General features: G+C 68.2%; 9 protein-coding genes, 1 tRNA gene and 1 pseudogene. 7 read left to right on the forward strand and 4 right to left on the reverse strand.

Translation table 11 applies throughout. The features are described from left to right. Nucleotides 1–142 precede the first annotated feature (142 nt). Entirely contained in the window at nt 143–1,297 is a 1,155-nt protein-coding gene (locus IPJ17_02700; GenBank protein QQR74521.1) for an MBL fold metallo-hydrolase, read from the forward strand. Nucleotides 1,298–1,333: 36 nt separating this feature from the next. Here the strand turns inward: IPJ17_02700 and IPJ17_02705 are convergent, their stop codons facing one another. From IPJ17_02705 to IPJ17_02715, 3 genes are read right to left on the reverse strand one after another with little or no spacing between them, the layout of a single operon-like run. Next, nucleotides 1,334–2,185, reverse strand: coding sequence for an energy transducer TonB (locus tag IPJ17_02705; protein ID QQR74522.1), 852 nt, complete (start codon nt 2,183–2,185; stop codon nt 1,334–1,336). Next, nucleotides 2,182–2,601: a hypothetical protein gene (locus tag IPJ17_02710; GenBank protein ID QQR74523.1), complete on the reverse strand. Its 420-nt coding sequence runs from the start codon at nt 2,599–2,601 to the stop codon at nt 2,182–2,184. The genes IPJ17_02705 and IPJ17_02710 overlap by 4 nt, the downstream gene beginning before the upstream one ends. Then, nucleotides 2,598–3,155 (reverse strand): RNA polymerase sigma factor, encoded by a 558-nt coding sequence (locus IPJ17_02715; protein ID QQR74524.1) that lies wholly within the window; start codon nt 3,153–3,155, stop codon nt 2,598–2,600. Before IPJ17_02715 ends, IPJ17_02710 begins: the two co-directional genes overlap by 4 nt. 158 nt (nt 3,156–3,313) lie before the next feature. On the opposite strand from IPJ17_02715, the gene IPJ17_02720 reads away from it, so the two are divergent. The 4 genes from IPJ17_02720 to IPJ17_02735 all read left to right on the forward strand — a co-directional run bounded on the left by IPJ17_02720 (nt 3,314) and on the right by IPJ17_02735 (nt 10,327). Beyond that, nucleotides 3,314–3,390, forward strand: a tRNA-Arg gene (locus tag IPJ17_02720). A gap of 204 nt (nt 3,391–3,594) precedes the next feature. Beyond that, nucleotides 3,595–4,716 carry a formylglycine-generating enzyme family protein gene (locus IPJ17_02725; protein ID QQR74525.1) on the forward strand — a complete coding sequence of 374 codons (1,122 nt, stop codon included), beginning with the start codon at nt 3,595–3,597 and terminating at the stop codon, nt 4,714–4,716. A gap of 158 nt (nt 4,717–4,874) precedes the next feature. Further along, nucleotides 4,875–5,990, forward strand: coding sequence for a formylglycine-generating enzyme family protein (locus tag IPJ17_02730; protein QQR74526.1), 1,116 nt, complete (start codon nt 4,875–4,877; stop codon nt 5,988–5,990). A gap of 230 nt (nt 5,991–6,220) precedes the next feature. Further along, nucleotides 6,221–10,327, forward strand: coding sequence for an alpha/beta hydrolase (locus IPJ17_02735; protein ID QQR74527.1), 4,107 nt, complete (start codon nt 6,221–6,223; stop codon nt 10,325–10,327). A gap of 448 nt (nt 10,328–10,775) precedes the next feature. On the opposite strand, the pseudogene IPJ17_02740 reads toward IPJ17_02735, so the two are convergent. Then, nucleotides 10,776–10,994 (reverse strand): annotated as a pseudogene (locus IPJ17_02740) (transposase). Between the two features lie 882 nt (nt 10,995–11,876). Here IPJ17_02740 and IPJ17_02745 point away from each other — a divergent pair. Together IPJ17_02745 and IPJ17_02750 are read left to right on the forward strand one after the other, a co-directional pair. Continuing rightward, the gene (locus IPJ17_02745) at nt 11,877–12,905 is read left to right on the forward strand and encodes a hypothetical protein (GenBank protein QQR74528.1); all 1,029 of its coding nucleotides are present in this window, start codon (nt 11,877–11,879) and stop codon (nt 12,903–12,905) included. An 8-nt stretch (nt 12,906–12,913) separates the two neighbouring features. Next, on the forward strand, nt 12,914–14,239 hold the full coding sequence (locus IPJ17_02750) for a PEGA domain-containing protein (protein QQR74529.1): 1,326 nt from the start codon (nt 12,914–12,916) through the stop codon (nt 14,237–14,239). The last annotated feature ends 435 nt before the right edge of the window (nt 14,240–14,674 follow it).

The raw sequence follows: 14,674 nt of genomic DNA on the forward strand, positions 1-14,674 counted from the left end.
GAGAGGCCGGAGCGGGGCGGTCGCGTGCACGCCACGGGACCGGAAGCGCCTCCGGCGGGGTGGGACGTGCAACGGCACCGGTTCGGCCTCCGTAGATGGCGCAACGGCCGGGAAGTCCGCGCCGCTCTTCCCGGAGGCACCGATGAGACGGCCCCCCCCTTCCGCCCACCTCGCCCCCTGGCTCGCGGCCCTTGCCACGCTGCTGCTCGCCCCGTCCGGACGCGGGGCGGAGGTCCACGCTCCCGCCGTCGCCGCCGCCCTGCCGGAGAAGGCACTCGACGTCCTCCCGCTCGCGGCCGGTGTCTACGGGCTCGTCTGGCGCGAGCCGCTCGCCGATCCGATCGAAAGCAACGTGCTCGTGGTGATCGACGACGCCGACGTTCTGGTGGTCGACAGCGGCCTCTTCCCCTCCTCGGCCCGGCGGGTGGCGGCGGAGATCCGCCGGCTGACGCCGAAGCCGGTGCGCACGCTCGTCAACACCCATTGGCACGACGACCATCACGGCGGCAACGCCGTCTTCGCCGAGCTCTGGCCCGGTCTGGAGATCGTCGCTCACGAGAAGACGCGCGCCGCCATCCTCGAGCACACCTACGCTCCGCGACCGAAGATCCTTGCTCAGTACCGCCAGGAGGCGGCGCGGATGTCGCGTTGGGCGGAGAGCGGTGTCGACGACGACGGCAAGCCGCTCGTCGCGCGACGCCGCCAGCGCGCCGGCGAGCTCGCCACCCTGTTCGCCACGAGCGTCGCCGAGCTGGGCTCGGCGCGCGAGATGCCGCCCACCCTCACCTTCGCCGACTCGCTGGTGCTCCATCGCGGCACGCGCACCATCGAGGTCCGCTGGCTCGGGCGTGGCAACACGGCGGGCGACACGGTCGTTGTGCTGCCGCAGGAGCGGATCGCGGCGACCGGCGATCTGCTCGTCGCGCCGATTCCGTTCGGCTTCGGGTCCTACTACGGCGAGTGGATCGAGACGCTCGGGCGCCTCGATGCGCTGCCCGTCGACACGCTCTTCCTCGGCCACGGCGCGCCGCAGCGCGACCGCGCCTACCTGCATCAGGTGCAGGGGCTTCTGCGCTCGCTCGTCGAGGAGACGAAGGCCGCGGTGGCCGCCGGGCTCTCGCTCGAGGCGACGCGGGACAAGGTCCGCCTCCCCGAGTGGCGCGCCCGCTTCGCCGGCAGCGGCGACACGGCCGAGGCCCTGGGTCGCGCCTTCGACGCCTTCGTGCTGGCGCCAGCGGTCGAGCGCGCCTGGCGGCAGGCGCGCGGCGAGGACCCGCCGGAAGGCTCCGACGAATGACGGTCCCGCTCTCAGACATCGGTCCGGCTTGGCGAGCTACTCGAGGCGGAAGTTCATCGTCAGGCTGAAGCGCACGGCGAGCGGAGCGCCGGCGGCGTCCCGCGCCGGGGTGAACTGCCACTGGCGGATCGCCTCGAGCGCGGCGTTGGCCAGGCTCGTCGCCGGGCTCTGGAGGATGCGCGCGTCGACGACGCGCCCAGCGGCGTCGATCTCTGCCTCGACCACCACGACGCCCTGCACCTTGGCGTCCCGCGCCTCGGCCGGGTATGCCGGTGGCACCCGCGTCCGTGCCACCGGGGCGGTGAGCCCCGCCTCCTTGTCGACGGTCGCCGGTGGAGCGCTGCTGCCTGCGGCGTCGGGTTCGACGAAGACGAAAAGATAGGGGGCGGCCTCGCCGTCGAGCCCGCCGACCACCGCGCGCCCGCCCCGCTCGACGCTCACCGTCGAGTCGGCGACGACCTTCGCCCCTTCCCGGAAGACGACGCGGTAGGTCGCGGCCCAGTCGTTGAAGCCGAGCAGCGTCGCGGCGATCGTCACCGCGCTGCCGTCGACCGTCGGCAGCTCGAGCGCCGCGCCGAGCCGCGCCGGCAGGTAGGCACCCTTCTGGATCTGGCGCGCCGGGTCGAGGCGGAACGTGCTCCAGAGCTTCTCGACCGCCGAGGCGAAGGCGAGGCTGCGCTCGACGACGCCGCGCCGGACCTCGGGAGCGTTTCCCCCGAGGGGGATCACCGTGCCGGGGACGAGGAGCACGCCGCCCGCGGCGGCCGGCTCGGACGACGGGAAGCCGACGAGGGTCGTGAAACCGGTCATGAGCGGCGCCTCGCCCGCGGCGGCGGCGACGCGCGCAGCGAGCAGCAGGGCGAGAGCGACCGACGTCGCGAGCTTCATGATCCACCTCCCGGGGCACTCCCGCCGCCGGGCGGGGCGAAGTTCATGTAGAGCGGCGTCCGCTCGTCGAGCCAGATCAACACCTGCCCGTCGCGAAGCGTCGTGCCGCCCGTGGTGGACGCGACGAGCGCGATCTGCGGCGGCGGCTCCGGCGCGAGGCGTGGCTCGCCGAGGCGCCCGAGGGTTCCGAGGGCGAGCGCCAGCGCCACCGCGGCAAGCCCCCAACCCCACGCCGGGAGGGTGATCCTCACGTTTCGGTCGGCGCTCTTCAGGCGCTCGCGGACGGCGGCGGCAGCCGCGGCAGGGCTCGTCTCGGGAGGTCGTGCCGCGCGCTCGCGCAGCGCCTGCTCGAATCCGGCGAGAAGGTCGTTCGATTCTTCCGGCCGGCCGTCGTCACGCTCGTCGTCGACTCTCATCGTCGGACCCCCGGGCTCGTTCGGCCGTCGGCTTCGCCGGCGAGCATTCCCTGCAACTGTCCGCGCGCCCGTCGCCGGTGCGAGCGGACCGACGCCGGCTCGATGCCGAGCGCTGCGCCGATCTCGCGGTCGGTCATCTCCTCGACCACCGTCAAGTGCATCACCGCCCGCTGCCGCGGGGCGAGGCGGGCAAGCAGGCGGTCGACCGTGCCAGCGCCGGCGCCGGCGGATGGATCTTCGCGCGGGTCGCTTGGCTCGAACAGCCGGGAGAGCGGCCGCCAGAGGGCACGCCGCCGAGCGCGCCGGAGACTGGCACGGAAGACGATCCGCATCGTCCAGCCGAGGAACGCCCCATCCTCGCGCAACGCCCCGAGCCGCCGCCACGCCGCGACCAGACTGTCCTGCACCACGTCCTCGGCCTCCACCTCGCCGCCGACCGAGCGCGCCAGCGCGACGAGCCGCCCCCAGTGCCGCTCGACCAGCCGCCCGAACGCCCGCTCGTCCCCCTGCCGGGCCGCGCCGACCAGCTCCGCGTCGCTCGCTTCGACCGTCACCAGAGATCAGAGTCTCCCACGGCCGCCGACCGTGTACCCGCCGTCGAACCTCGCTCCGCCCCCCACTCCACCCCCGATCTCCCCGCCCCGAGTTGCACCCCCCCACCCCTTCGGCCTAGAATCCACCTCCCGCGTCGATCCCCATCGACCGGGGCCGTGCAGCCATAGCTCAACTGGATAGAGCGACAGACTACGGATCTGTAGGTTGGGGGTTCGACTCCTCCTGGCTGCACCACTTTCCCTCCTTCCTCCCCTTTCCTGACAGGTGCCTGGGCGATCTTGGGCCGCCGCCCGAGGTCAGTTCTGCACAGGTGGCGCCAGAGGAACGGTGCCCAACCGCATGCCAAGCTCTTCTGTCCCGAGCCACCTCTTGGGGTGGCAAGGTGTCACCGAGAGACCCCCATACTCCGACCCTACGAGGAACCGGAACCGCACAACCGTGAGCGCAAGGGCTTGGATGGTGCTGCTGTTGGCAGCGATCTTGGCTGCGAAGAGTGCGTTCGCCGACGACCCCACAGTCACCAACGTTCGCGCCAGGCAACTCGCCGACAAGCGGGTGGAGGTCCTCTACGACCTCGCTGGAGGGCCGGCGGGCGGCTCGACGGTCTCGGTGGGCTTCTCTGCCGACAGTGGCGCCACCTGGACGATCGCCCCGGGGGCGAGCACGGTGAGCGGCCATGTTGGAGCCGGGGTTCGCAACGGCGCGAGCCGGCGCATTCTCTGGAGCGCCGCCTCCACCCTCCCCGAAGGAACGTTCGGCAGCACCTACCGGGCGCGGGTCACGGCCTACGATGCGGCCTTCCCTCCCGAGCTCACGGTGATACTCCCCGGCAACGTGCCCCTGACCCTGGTTCGCATCCCGGCGGGGACATTCCTGATGGGCTCTCCCGCCAGTGAACGCGGGAGAGTGAGCGACGAGACTCTCCACCAAGTCACGCTGACTCATCCCTACTACCTTGGAAAGTACGAAGTCACACAGGCGCAGTGGCAGGCGGTGATGGGGACAGCGATGCCGACTTCGTGCGGCAGTTACGGGGTCGGACCGGAGTACCCGGTCTATTGCGTTTCGTGGAACGACATCACCGGCGCGAACGGCTTCCTCGCGCGGCTCAACGCCTACCTGGGGACTTCCCTCTTTCGCCTGCCGACGGAGGCAGAGTGGGAGCGGGCGGCGCGGGCGGAGACGTCGACAAGGTTCTCCTATGGCGACGCGCTGGGGTGTGGCGATGCGTGCGAGGCCTGCACGGTGCACGACCAGTACATGATCTGGTGCGGCAACCAGCAGAATCGGGCTGAGCTCGTTGGGTCGAAGGCCTCCAACCCGTTCGGGCTCCACGACGTCCACGGCAATCTGTTCGAGTGGGTCCAGGACAGATATGGCGCCTACCCGGTCGGCCCCGCGACAGACCCGACGGGTCCGGGCAGTGGCCCCAACCGTGTCTTTCGGGGTGGTTCCTGGAACGACAACGCGAGCTATGGGCGGTCGGCATTCCGCGACGGCTACTTCCCGCCGACGGCTCGTGGATACAGCGTCGGGTTCCGGGTCGCCAGATCACAATGACACTGAGCCTCCTCACCTTCCTGCCTCCTTCGGGGGGTAGCGACCCGCCGCCGCACGCCGGTAGCACGGGCGGTCCGCGCGAGGCCAGTTCGCTTTGGAGACTGCAGAATCCGCGCTCCTCCTCCCCGCGGCATCGCTTCACGAAAAGAGGATCTCGCATGCGCGCTATCGGTCTGGTCTTCCTCGCTGCGCTGGGACCCTTCTCCGCGGCCGTCTTCGCCGCCGACCCCGCGGTCACCAACGTTCGCGCGACGCAACTCGCCGACAAGCGGGTCGAGGTCCTCTACGACCTCGCCGGAGGGACGGCGGCCGGTTCGACCGTATCGGTCGCCTTCTCTGCCGACGGCGGTGCCACCTGGACGATCATCCCGGCTGCGGACACGGTGAGCGGCCACATCGGCGCCGGGGTTCGCAACGGCGCGAGCCGTCGGCTCCTCTGGAGCGCCGCTGCGACGCTCCCCGGCGGAACCTCCGGCAGCACTTTTCGGGCCAGGATCTCCGCCTACGACCCGGCGGTCAACGAGCTGACCGTCATGCTGCCTGGCAGTGTTCCTCTGACGCTTGTGCGCATCCCGGCAGGAATCTTCATGATGGGTTCGCCCGCGAGTGAGCGCGGAAGAGAAGCCGACGAAACCCTCCATCAGGTCACCCTCACCCAGCCCTACTACCTGGGCAAATACGAGGTGACGCAAGCCCAGTGGCAGGCGGTGATGGGCACCGCGATGCCGACCTCGTGCGGCGCCTATGGTGTCGGTCCGAACTACCCGGTCTACTGCGTCTCCTGGAACGACATCGCAGCGACGAACGGCTTCGTCGAGCGGCTAAACGCCTATCTCGGGACGACTCTCTTCCGTCTGCCGACAGAGGCCGAGTGGGAGCGGGCGGCGCGGGCGGGAACCTCGACACGCTTCTCGCACGGAGACGTGCTGGAGTGCGGCGAAGCATGTGAGATCTGCTCAGTCCACAACCAGTACATGGCTTGGTGCGGAAACACCCAGGGGCATGCCCAACCGGTGGGCTTCAGGTCCATGAACCCGTTCGGGCTGTATGACGTCCACGGCAATCTCGGTGAGTGGGTTCAGGACTGGTACATCACCTACCCCGTGGGGCCGGCAACTGACCCGACTGTCCTGGTCGGCGGTGTGCACCGTGTGATCCGAGGCGGCTACTGGAACTACGCCGCCCGGTACTGCCGCTCCGCAGGTCGCAATAACGACGGCGCCCCGACGAATCGCTACAGCAACATCGGGTTTCGTATCGCTAGGTCACTGTGACAATCCGTGATTTGGCTTTGTTGCCTTGTCGACAAGCCCCGTCGAACAGCGGCCCCAATCCGTGTCGAGCCTGGACGGAGTGGGGTTGAGGACATTGTGCGACTGAAACTCCTCACCCAGAGCATTCCGGTGGCGCTCGAGGGGTTCAACGATGCGCCGCTGCACCGTTTCAGTGAGTAGGAAGTCGCCGCTTGCGATTGGGATCCTGTTCTCGACTTTGGGAGGTCCGCATGAGCCACCTCACGCGCCACGCTGGCACCGTCCTCGCGGCGCTCGCTTTGCTCGCCGCGCCCGCGCTCGCCGGCAGCGGACAGTCGGGAAATTTCACCATCGACCTGCGGTCGGGGACCTACGTCGAGATCTCGACCATCGCCTCGCCGCAGACAGCGGGGATGGCGTTTCCGGTGACGTTCACGGTGAAGGACGGTGGCGTGACCGTCGGGTGGAACGGCTCGCTGGTGATCGATGCGCCGCCGTCACGGTCGCCCGGGCAGGTGCGGGTGGTCAATGGAGTGGGGACGAAGCAGGTGGTCCTCGACACGCCCGGGGCGAACGTGGTGCTCTCGGCCAGCGGCGGCGGGCTCGAAGGGACGAGCAACCCGTTCGCGGTCGAGGTCGGCTCGCTCAACTGTCCGCTGGCCTGGCTCGACGCGTTGGTACTCGACGGTGTCGGGGCGCCGGTCGCCGGTGCGGAGGCCCACCTCGACTCCGGGATGGCCTGCGTGACCGGCGCGAGTGGGAAATGCCGGTTGGGCCTCGTGGCGCCGGGAGAGCGGGAGGCGTGGGCCGTCGTCGCCGGGCTCGAGGTCGACCGCCACCTCGTCACCAGCACCTGCAACCCCGGCAACACGCTGGTCTTCGAGGCGCCGGGCTCCGAGTGCAGCAACCCGACGGGGCTGGTGCCAGTGCTCCTGGTGCCGGGGATCATGGGCTCGACCGCCGGCTGCGCGAGCTCGCTCGTTCCGCGGCTGCCCGAGCGCGATGCGCGCCCCGGCGACTGGTGCAGAACGGAGAGCGACTCCAGCTTCGGCGGGCTCTTCGATCTCTTGGGCCAGCCGGGCTGGCGCCACCTCGCCGACCGCCTCCACGACGCCGACCCCGGCTACGTGCTCGGCTGCACCGTCTTCCCGGTGCCGTACGACTGGAGGATGGAGGCGCCGGAGGCCGCGGCCACCTACCTGGCGCCAGTCATCGAGGAGGCCCTCGCCCGCTCAGGCCAGAGCCGCGTCCACATCGTGGCGCACAGCATGGGCGGCCTCGTCGCGCGCGCCTACATCAGACATCCCGACTTCCCGCAACCGAGCGACATCGACAAGCTTGCGATGGTGGGCGCGCCGAACCATGGCGCGGCGGTGGCCTACGCGCTCTGGGAGGGCGGCGATCCGGTCCTCGGCGACGCCATCGGCGAGACTCTCTCCGGAGCCGGGTTCTTCATGGGGCAGCTCGACTTCTACCGCCGCGCCTCGCACGCGCTCTTCGAGACCCACCGAGGCGAAACGGCTGCGGCGGCCCTCCCGAAGGATCGGTGGGAGTACGGGGCTGACCGGGTCGGGTACCGGCGCTCGATGCGGCAACTGTTTCGGTGGCACGTGCCGGCTCTCCGCCAACTCTTGCCGGCTCCCGAGGTCGACTTCCTCTATCCGCCCACGTCGGCACCGCGCGGGATCGAGACGACGGCCAACGCCAACCTGGTGCTCGACGACCTCAACCAGAATCTCGGCCGGTTGGTCGGCCCGGGGGACCCGGACCCCAACAGAGTGCGGTCGAAGGTCTTCGCGAGCATCGAGGAGCCGACGCTCAAGAGCCTCCGCGTCTTCGAGGAGGCACCCAACTCGGCGCTGGAGCTTTGGCAGGACGGCACCCCGAGGCTGAGCCTCGCGCCCGTCAACCCGGGCACCCAGGTGTGGCTGACGCTGAGCCCGGGGGACTACGAGAAGGACTGGGGGGACGGGACGGTACGTGGAGTGAGTGCCTACCTGCCGCCGCCCGTGGGCTGGGCGCCCGAGAGCCGCGGAGCGCACTCCGGCCTCGTCGGCGCCTTCGCCGACGAGATCGTCCAGTACCTGACCGGGATCGCGCGGCCTCCGAAGCCGGGCCGCACGCCCGAGGCGATCGTGCCCCGGCTCGCTCTCCACCTGTCGGGCCGCACCCAGCCACTGCTCACCAGCCCCGGGGGCCAGAGGCTCGGAATCGAACCGGGGAGCGTCGCGCTCTTCGAGGAGATCGCGGGTGGCTCGGTCGAGCTCGCGGCGGATAGCTCGGGCCTGGACGTAGATACGCCGGCCGACGGCTCGTGGGCGGTGGCCCTCGGCGGTGCCTACCCGGGAGAGTTCAGCGTCGCGCTCGGCTACGAGGACGACACGGTGAGTGCGAGCAACTCATGGCTCGGCTACTTCGACGGCACGACACCGTTCACCTTCGGCTTCAGCGTCGACAGCGCGTCCCCGGAGAGAATTGCTGTGAACTTGGCGCCACCGCCGCCGGCTGGATTGCAGGCCGACTACTTGGCCGGCCTCACTCAACTGAGCTGGGGCGCGAGCCCGGACGCGGGCGTCACCGGCTATGCGGTGTACGGCAAGCTCGACACCGACGCCCACCTCTCACTTCTCGGGACCTCGACCGTCACGAGCTTCGCGACCGGCCACGGCTGGGCGGCCGCCGAAGGCGACCCGGTTCGGGCTTACGCCGTGGCGGCTCGCTACGCCGATGGGCACGAGGGCTTCCTCTCGAACGTCGCCGTGAATGACGACCGCGACCACGATGGGTTGAGCGATTCCGAGGAAGCTCGGCGTGGAACGGGGATCGACGATCCGGACAGTGATGGCGACGGGCTCCTCGACGGAGTCGAGGATGGACTTGGAACGAGTCCTCTGGACGCGGACTCGGATGGCGATGGCTTCACGGACCCGGTCGAGGTCCAGTACGCGTCGAATCCACTCGATCCCACTTCCATTCCGGGGATCCTGACGGTGACCACAGCAGGTCCAGGTGCAGGAAACGTGACGAGCGCTCCCGTCGGCGTGGACTGCGGCGCCGACTGCAACGAGACCTATCGTTTCGGCACCGAGGTGACGCTGACTGCCACGCCGTCGGCGAGCTCGACCTTCACCGGTTGGAGCGGCGCCTGCACGGGAGTGGACCCCTGCCAGGTGACGATGGATGCCGCGAGAGCGGTCACCGCGACATTCGCCCTGAAGACCTACGCTCTCAGCGTGACGCTCTCCGGACCCGGAACTGGGACCGTGACCAGTGTGCCCACGGGAATCGACTGCGGGACGGACTGTACGGAGACCTTGGTTCATGGGTCCGCGGTGACCTTGACTGCCACTCCAGGACCGGCGTGGAGGTTCGCTACCTGGGAAGGTGCCTGCTCCGGACATGAGACGTGCACTCTGACGATGACGTCGCCCGTGACGGTCGGGGCGGTGTTCAGCTGGCAGAACTTCCAATTCGACAGCGGCTTTGAGTCCGGAGCGTTGGCAGAGTGGAGTGCTGTGTGGCCCCAGGTCTGGACCTGGAACCCGATGGTGAGCGGCACGAGTGCCGTTCTCTACGCGGTGTGGGGTACTGCCGACAACGATGTCTTCGTCGTCGGAGACGCCGGCACGATCCTCCACTACGACGGCAACGCCTGGTCGCCGATGGTGAGCGGCACGACGCAGTACCTTACGAGCGTGTGGGGCGACTCGGGAACAGACGTTTACGCCGTTGGCGCTGCAGGCACCATCCTCCACTACAACGGCACCGCTTGGTCTGCGATGACGAGTGGAACGATTGCGGAACTTCTGGGCATCTGGGGAGCGAGTGCGACCGATGTCTTCGCCGTCGGGGCTTCGGGGACGATCCTCCACTACAACGGTACCGACTGGTCTCCGATGACGAGTGGTTCGACCACTTTCATTCGGAGCGTCTGGGGCAGCAGTGGCAGCAACGTGTTCGCGCCGGGCGGCTACTTCAGCGGGATGGTCCTCCGTTACAACGGCGCGGACTGGTCGCAGTCGTACTCCGGCCCCGCCATGATGGGCGTCTGGGGCTCGAGTGCCGGGGATGTGTTCGTGGTGGGAAGCTCGTTCGGCGCCGTGATTCTCCACTTCGACGGCAGCGCTTGGACATCCATGCCACCTGCTACCAGCGAGTGGCTTTTAGGGATAGCTGGGAGCGGGGCGACGGATGTCTTCGCGGTCGGGGGGGCGGGAACGATCGTCCACTACGACGGGAGTATCTGGTCGCCTATGGACAGCGGGACCACGGAGTCGCTTTCGGGCGTGTGGACGAAGACCGGGAGTAGCGCGTTCGCAGTAGGCGCGTCGGGCACCATTCTGCGACTCGGCCCTTGATGCGGCGGGTAGCCGCTCAGGGGCGAGGGCGCCCATGGGGCGCCTTCCTCCGTGGCCCTCCGACGAGATGCCGGGGAGCAACCAGGACCGAACGAAGCAAAGGGAAGTCGAGAGGCACAGCAGGGTAGGTCACCTGGGCCGAGAGCGAAGCTGGTCGGGCTTTCCCGTCGCTCCAACTGTTTGACAGTTTGGTGCTTGAAACGCCTTCGGATCTGTAGGTTGGCGGTTCGACTCCTCGCTCTGGCTGTGCCACTTCGTTCGGTTGTCCTGACAGGCATTCAACTCCTCCTGGGCAGTCGTCCCGGGGCGGAGCTTCGCATCGCGAAGCTCCCGACGAGTTGCTGGCGAGATCGGGCTGGTGGGTAGCCTTCGTGAGCCTTTTCGTGTGATCGGTCCGCCCGGGAAGAGAGTCCGTGCTGAATGGGCTCTCCTCCCCGATCTTGAGCCACTAGGTCTGCGACTTTTCGGAGTGATTCCAGCCCGTCTGGATCGAGGTGCCGGCCCGGTACCGGGCCGGCACCTCGCGGCCTGAGCTCCCGTGGGGCCGCTCGTGGTTGTAGTCCATCCGCCACGCTTCGAGGTGGCCACGGGCCTCCTCGAAGCCCCGGGGGAGGTGCTCTGAAAGGCACTTTCGTCGGACGAAGTTGGTGAAGGCCTCGAGGTGGGCAGTGTCGCCGCCGACGTTCTCGAGCTCTTCGCCGAGGACGAGATCGCGCTGGTGCCGGTCACGGAGGGCAAGGTGGCTCTGTTAGCGGGTCGGGCTGCAGCGTCGAGCTCGGCGACGAATGAGGCTGCTCGGCCCCCGCTCATCCTTCCCAAGACTGCCGTGCAGTCCGCCTCCCTTTGCGCCTTCGCACGAGCACGGGCTGCCGCACGGGGCGCCAACCGATCGGACAGCAGGACTGCGGCGTGAGGGCACTTCGCGAGACGCCGCCCTGCGATTCGTCGGCCAGAGCGGACTGCGCGATTGGGTGGGTCCTCGCCACCCTCGTGGATGTGTTCATTGCGGGCGAGCGGTGGCAGCCTCCAATCGCCGGAAAAGGGGGGGGACGAATGGGGAGGGTAACCCGCTCGGCTGAGCGTTGTGGGCGCACCGCGATCAATCTCCAGCGGACGGGCGCACAGCGTTTGCTCGGGCGGCGTGCTCTCCCCGCATTCGCGGACGAGCTTCCTTCGCCTGTTCGGTTCGCCGCCCTCGCAGCGTGGCATCCAGGAGAACCTGTTCTCTCGAGCCCTCGGGCGCTGAAGGACTGCGCCACCGGACAGGTCGACGGTTGTTCGAAAGAAGGAAAGTGGGCGGCGACTCGCGGACCGGGGCAGCCCGTCCATTCCCAATCGCTGCGAACGCCGAGCTAGCGCGCACCTGCTGCCTGCAGATGAACCGGGATGCGATTGTGGCCATTCTCTTCTCCGGGAGGCTGCAGAAAGCGGAACACCAGTGGTACGACCGTGCGGCTCGAGCCGACTTGCGCGTTTGTCATGGCCGGCTCGAATCGCCAACACTTCGGGGGGAGCGATGAACATGTTGGCTAGTGCAGTGCAGGGGCTGATGACGTCGTTGGTCGGCGTGGGGGTGGCGCTGGCAGTCTTCCTGGGCCTGCTTGCCGCGGTGGCAGGCAGACGGACACCGAGTCTCGTTCTCGGCCTGCTGCGCATCGTCGTCTCGGGCGTCGTCGCGCCGTGGAGGTACATGCGACGACTCGCCGGTGAGTTGGCCGACCTCGGCGAAAGCGGCGACAAGCTCACCGAGCATCGAGGCCTCTACCTCCTCCACAAACTGCTGGACCTGGAGAAGGCCGCTCTCCTCATGTTGGGAATCGTGATCCTCGCCGGCGGCGCAGTCGTCTCCTGGAACGCATTGCTGCCCGAAGAGTGGTTGCGCAAGCAGCGGGCGGAGGTGCGAAAGGGTCTGGACGAGGCGAGGGAGTCGCTGGCGGCCAAGGAGCTGGAGCTTCAAGCCCAAGCTCCACTCGCCGAGAGCAGGGTCGCCGCAGCGCTGGTTCAGTATCGAGCTCCCCGAGAGGCCGCCCAGCGAGCGGCGAGAGGAACGATGAGCTCTCTCGAGTCCGAGCTCAGGCAATCGGCGGAAGCGAAGGTTCTTTTCGACTTCGTCCTCTCGGAGACAAGTCAGGCTGGAGCGCGGACAGCACGCGAGATCGGCAACGTTCATCGTCGGCTTCGAGCGCGCATGGAGGCCGCCTCGTGGGCTGGTGGCGCGGAGGGGCCATTGGTTCGCTGGTTAGACGCCTGGAAGGACGCTCTCGTCGCTGAGGTGGAGCTGGCAGGAGCAGAGGCGGCGGTTCGAGCTGAGGAAACGAAGGCTCAAGTCGAGCTCTCGCGAACCATAGCCGGCTTGAAGACAAGGATGGAGTCTCTCGAGGTTCAATCCAAGGAGATCGACGCTCAGTATCACCCCCGATGGGGGAGGTCCGCTGTGACCTTGGGAGGTGTGGTTGTCCTGTTTCTCGTTGTCGTCTGGGGCTTGGGCGTGCTCGTGGAGATCGGCGGGATGTGGATCGCGCTGGCAGGGGACGTGGGCGAGATCAAGCACGCGCTGAAAGACAGTCACGGAGGGTGACGGCAGCCATGCGCCGCACTCAGAGCGAATGTGCCGTCCCCGCAGTCTGTGCACTGCTGTTGCTGGCATTCATCGCGATCGTGGGAACGGCCGAGGCCGCGACGCCGGTGAGCCTTGGCGAGATCCAGTCCTTCCTCCTGATCGGCAAGCCGGACACTGAGATTGCCGCCGAGATTCAGTCAAGAGGGGTGGCGTTTCCGGTCACACGTGACCTCCTCGCTCAACTCCGCTCGAAGGGCGTGGGGAGCGAGACGCTGGCGGTCCTCCGTTCGCGCCTTTCTGGGCCGATCCTAATGCTGAAGGTCCAGCCCGGCGAGAGCGAGGCCGTCATTGACGGCGGCTCGCCGAGGAAGACGAACAGCTCGGGCATCGCGCGCATCGGTGGCCTTACCCCAGGCAAGCACGGCGTGCTTCTTCGCAAACCGGGATTCAAAGATTGGAGTGGCTCGGTCACACTCAGCGCCGGCGAAGAGACGGTCGTCGAGCAGAAGCTGCTTCCCGGGCCGGCAATGATCGAATGGTCGACCGACGTAGCGGGGGCATCGGTCACGATCGATGACAGGGAAGTGTCGTGGAAAGTCGGTGCGCCGGTCGAAGTCGAGCCGGGTCATCACGTGATCGTCTTCGGTTGCCCGGCCTGCGAACCGGTCCGCCACGAGTTGACGATTTCGCCTGGAGAAAGGCGCCGAGTCGACTCTGGGCTGACGGTGAATCCACAAGCGGTCGCAGTCCTCCGAGAGAGCCTGTTGAGTGCCCGCGACAAGAAGGACTTTCGGACGGGCGCCGAAATCGCCAAGACGCTCACGCTCTACCTCCCGGATGATCCGGCCGCTGTCGCGTCGTTGGCGGAAGGCTGCTTTCTCAATGATGAGGGTGGGCGGTTCGTCGAGCTCGGAAAGAAGGCGATCGTGGCCGGTGAGACCGTTCGTATCCCGGTTCGCCATCGCGACACCAAGATCACAGCCGAGATGTTCGACGCGATTCTCGAAATCAATGCCAAGTCGGTGGTCTTCGAACCTCTCCACGAGCCCTGCGGCTGGGAGGATCGGGCCTTCGAGCTCGCGCGATTTGCAGGCGTCAGAGTCGATTCCGACGACGCAACTATGTGGCTGTCGATGGAAGTGCTCCTGCCTGGAGAAAAGAAGCCGAAGACCGTTCGCTTCGCGGACCGCTCCGCCGAGTTCGAGCCGGCGCGAAGAGTGAAGTCGCTTGGAGGCGTCTTGGCCTTTCAATACACGGGTCGGAACATGACGACGCGCACAGGCGCGAGGGAATCACTGTCCGCGATTCGCGATCTGCTTTCCGCGCTGGTCAGTGAGAAGTCCTCGAGGTAGACGATGTCGACGACTTCCTCCCACCCGGCGGACGGGAGTGTAGGGCGACGCCCTCGGAGCCGGGGGGTTTCAGGGGGTGGGAAGACCGGGTAGCCCCGAGCGGGCCCCATGCCAAGAGGGGACGGGGCGCAGGACCCCCAGCGCCCCATTTTGCCAGCGCTCCCTGCGCCGAGAGGGTCGCGGTGCCGACGCGCTGCGCGCGAAAGTGCACATAGACGGCGGAGACTTGCAAGGCGGCTAATCGACCGAGCTGCTTGCGGGCACCGGTGACAGCGGCGGGCGATCGGCTCAAGCGGGCGGCTACCGGCTCCTTGGCGGCGGGTGACCTCGAGGAACTTCACCAGGCGGCGCTGCCGCCCGCCGGTGGCGACACCGGGTGATCGCCGTCCTGGCGCTCGCCGAGCCGCGAGTCTCGTTGTTGCCCCGCTGCACCTC

It is taken from the genome of Holophagales bacterium, from assembly GCA_016699405.1.
Lineage (GTDB): Bacteria > Acidobacteriota > Thermoanaerobaculia > Multivoradales > JAGPDF01 > JAAYLR01.